Here is a 3,128-nt window from a genome sequence, read left to right as displayed (position 1 = left end):
TTCGTGAGCAAGATCCATTAAAACAAGGATTGAAACCTTCTTCCTGAGTCTGAGATCCCTCGCTTTCCAAATTCGTGAGCAAGATCCATTAAAACAAGGATTGAAACTACAAGGTTTAGCGATCCCACTCGGAGTAAAAAAATTCGTGAGCAAGATCCACTAAAACAAGGATTGAAACAGGGATAGTTTTCGGGCTATCCAACAAAATTCTTATTCGTGAGCAAGACCCATTGAACCACGGCGCTTCCCATTACAACCTCGAACTCGATATCAACTTCCGGACACTAAAGTGTATATCATTTCTCTAGCCGCTAGCCGTTTAGCCCTTTGCTTTTTTCCTGCCTGTCCGAGGCTAGTCGAGGAGCCAAAGGTGCAGGTACAGGTAAAGATAGGTTTGCAGGTAGGCCCTTCCGCCTTAAATGAATAAGCTGGCAAGGGAAGTTTCTTTGCCTGACAATACTCCTGCAAGGCAAAAATCGGATCTTTTGATGTGTTAATCGTCACTTCTTCATTACTGGCCGACGAATCTATTATCATGATCTCCAAGTCCGGAGCTGGTAAGCCCAGAACAGCCGCGAGCAGGCCTACGGATGCCCGCTGAGTGGCGCCTTTCTTTGTCAAGTCCTCGTATACAGCAGACTGGTACTCTCTATTACTTATTCTGATGGCGCTCTGGGCAGTGAACACCGGTAAATTGCCACGGATATTTTTGGTTACTTCGTATACGGGCATCTGCCAGCCCAGTATATGTTGCGCGATGTCGAAGATCGAGACTGCCTTGTGAGGCGCAGTTGCAATTTCCTCCAGCAATGCTCTTCTAAGTTCAGTCCATCTTTCGCCATCAGGGGCTTGCAATAGTACTAGCTCTGCACAGATGATCGGCAGCTTGCCAAGGCGTTTCCGGAAAGCATCGCAGTAGGCCTCGGGGCAGTCCTCCCCTCCACGAATAAGGAGTTTGGTGATGCGCTCGAAGTCTGTATCGCTTGCATCCTCTATCCGATTCCTCAGGATGGCCGACTCAGCTTTTCTATACGCCTTTTCCTTCATGTACTCGCTTTTAGCTCTGTCGTTTTCAAGGTGCATCAGATTGATATGCGATGCAATTGCCTGAATCTCCTCTTTAGAACGGGGCAAGGGTTCGTTCTGGATATACGCCCGGATCTGTTGGTGATTCACAAGATCAGCATACCTTCGGATGGGCGAGGTGAAGTGGGTATATGCACCGAGGTTCAGTCCAAAATGGCCCAAGATGACGGGGCCATATTCCGCTCTGTTGAGCATCATGTACGTAGTATGCCTGACAGTAGCTATGTTTACCTCGGGGATGACAGTGATGCTTTCGAGCAACTTCATTAAATCTCCCCGCTCAGGAGTAGCGCTCCGGGCTGTATGGTTACGGAAAAGGATAGGAACGTTATTTTTGACTGCGTACTCAGCTACGGCCATATTAGCGAGAATCATCAGCTCCTGGATGATGATGTAGCCGATGGTATCCTCCCTGCATCTCAGTTGCCTCAGAGATCCTTCTTCGTTTGTCACCAACCCCCGCCCCAAATCGTAGAAGGCCAGCGCACCACGGTTGCGGCGCTGCGTTAAAAGGTCATTCGCGAGCTGGCTTGCGAGCTTGATGAGAGCGTGCTGCGTGTGCTCCCTATCAGAGAGAATGTGGGGGATGTCAGAGAAGGCTAGCCGGGCTTCGCTGATCATAACAGTCCGCAAAAGCCTTGTTTCGAGGATTGACAAGTTCATGCCGAGGACGATATCCACGGCGAGGACATACTTCGACTCTTCCGGCCACAGGGAAAGCTTCTCGTCTGCAAGCCGCCGGGGTAACATCGGGCTGTTACCATTTGCATAATACCTGGTCTCGATCCGATACATTGCAAGTCGATCAAGCTCTGAATGCTTGGAAATTACTTTTGCGACATCTGCGATCGTAACTACGACGTGCCAGCCACCATTTTCCGTGATTTCCACCCAGATTGCATCATCCATATCTCGGGTTGTCACGTCATCGATCGTAATGCCTCTGAGCATATCTGGCATAATATCACTTAGTGCAAAAATTTGGTGTGCTTTCCTTATATGTATATTGGTCAGTAAAATGGGGTAAGAGATGCCCGTCTTTATAAATCATTGTTCCTGCCGTGCCGCCGCGGTGAAAAAAGAAACGTTGTGCCATCCTGGTGAATCATTCCAATTCGAGAACAAGATCCACTAAAACAAGAATCGAAACTCAGCGATCGAAAAGGTATCCTTGCGGTAGGAGTATTCGTGAGAAAGATTTATTAAAAGTTTGATCACACAGTTTTGGATTTTTGATCAAACTTTTTTTCAAAATACAGGTACCCTGTCTCTTCTTTCTGGAAAGTGAAGCCATGCTTGAGGTACATATCTATTGCTTTCATGAGGGTTGAATCGGTTTTAAGAACAACGCCTGAGCAGTTTTTTTCAGCAAAATCCAGAGCAGCCCTGAAAAGCTTTTTCCCGTTGCCTTTGCTCCTGAAGGCTTTTTTAAGATAAATACGTCGGATTTCGCATAGGTTTCCGTCAAATTTTCGGACGCCTGCCGTGCCTACGACTTTACCGTTTGCGACTCCTACAAAAAATGCGCCTCCGCTTCCAAAATAATAACCATTTATATCCTTGAGGTCAGCATCTTTCAGTCTGTCATATTCAAAGCCGTGCTCCAGCAGCACTTCAAGTACAACGTCACGGACCTCTTCCTTTCTGGAATCGTCATATAGCTGGATTATCATCTATTTCACTCCGCAAACTGACAGTTTCCTTTTTTGCTTACCAGTTGGTTTTCATTCGCCTATTGGTTTTTATTCTCCTATTGGTTTTTGTTCATCTGTCGGTCTTCAAGCTTTTTATTAATGGTTCGGGACTGAAAGAGCTCTGGGAATTTAGGTATTTTTCCGGGGTTTTGAGGAAATCCAGCGAGACAATATAGAATATTTCCGTGCCAGTAATCAAGATATCTTCATCAATATCGAATGTGCATGAGTGATTGACTTCCAGGATCTTTTTTTCCGGGTTCCGGGTACCCAGGGAAATGAAAACTCCCGGAACTTTCTGCAGGTAACTTGCAAAATCCTCGGCGGCAAAGGTTTTTTCGATTTCAG

Annotated in this window: 2 protein-coding genes and 1 pseudogene; all 3 read right to left on the bottom strand. The window is 46.6% G+C overall.

Going from position 1 to position 3,128, the window contains the following annotated elements:
• Positions 1-270: 270 nt before the first annotated feature.
• Positions 271-2,046, bottom strand: coding sequence for an RNB domain-containing ribonuclease (locus BP861_RS05445; protein ID WP_292373345.1), 1,776 nt, complete (start codon positions 2,044-2,046; stop codon positions 271-273).
• A gap of 254 nt (positions 2,047-2,300) precedes the next feature.
• A complete protein-coding gene (locus BP861_RS05440) occupies positions 2,301-2,759 on the bottom strand; it encodes a GNAT family N-acetyltransferase (protein ID WP_292373343.1) in 459 nt (152 codons plus the stop codon).
• A 91-nt stretch (positions 2,760-2,850) separates the two neighbouring features.
• Positions 2,851-3,128: pseudogene (locus tag BP861_RS05435) on the bottom strand (amidohydrolase); the annotation flags it as partial.

It is taken from the genome of Methanosarcina sp. UBA411 (genome assembly GCF_002495725.1).
Taxonomy (GTDB): domain Archaea; phylum Halobacteriota; class Methanosarcinia; order Methanosarcinales; family Methanosarcinaceae; genus Methanosarcina.
The sequence above is the reverse complement of the archived record's forward strand: the minus strand, read 5'-3'. Positions and strand labels throughout refer to the sequence as shown.

Excerpts from the sequence above, each read along its gene's own strand:
- BP861_RS05445 (WP_292373345.1), bottom strand. The coding sequence starts at position 2,046 with ATGCCAGATATGCTCAGAGGCATTACGATCGATGACGTGACAACCCGA.
- BP861_RS05440 (WP_292373343.1), bottom strand. The coding sequence starts at position 2,759 with ATGATAATCCAGCTATATGACGATTCCAGAAAGGAAGAGGTCCGTGAC.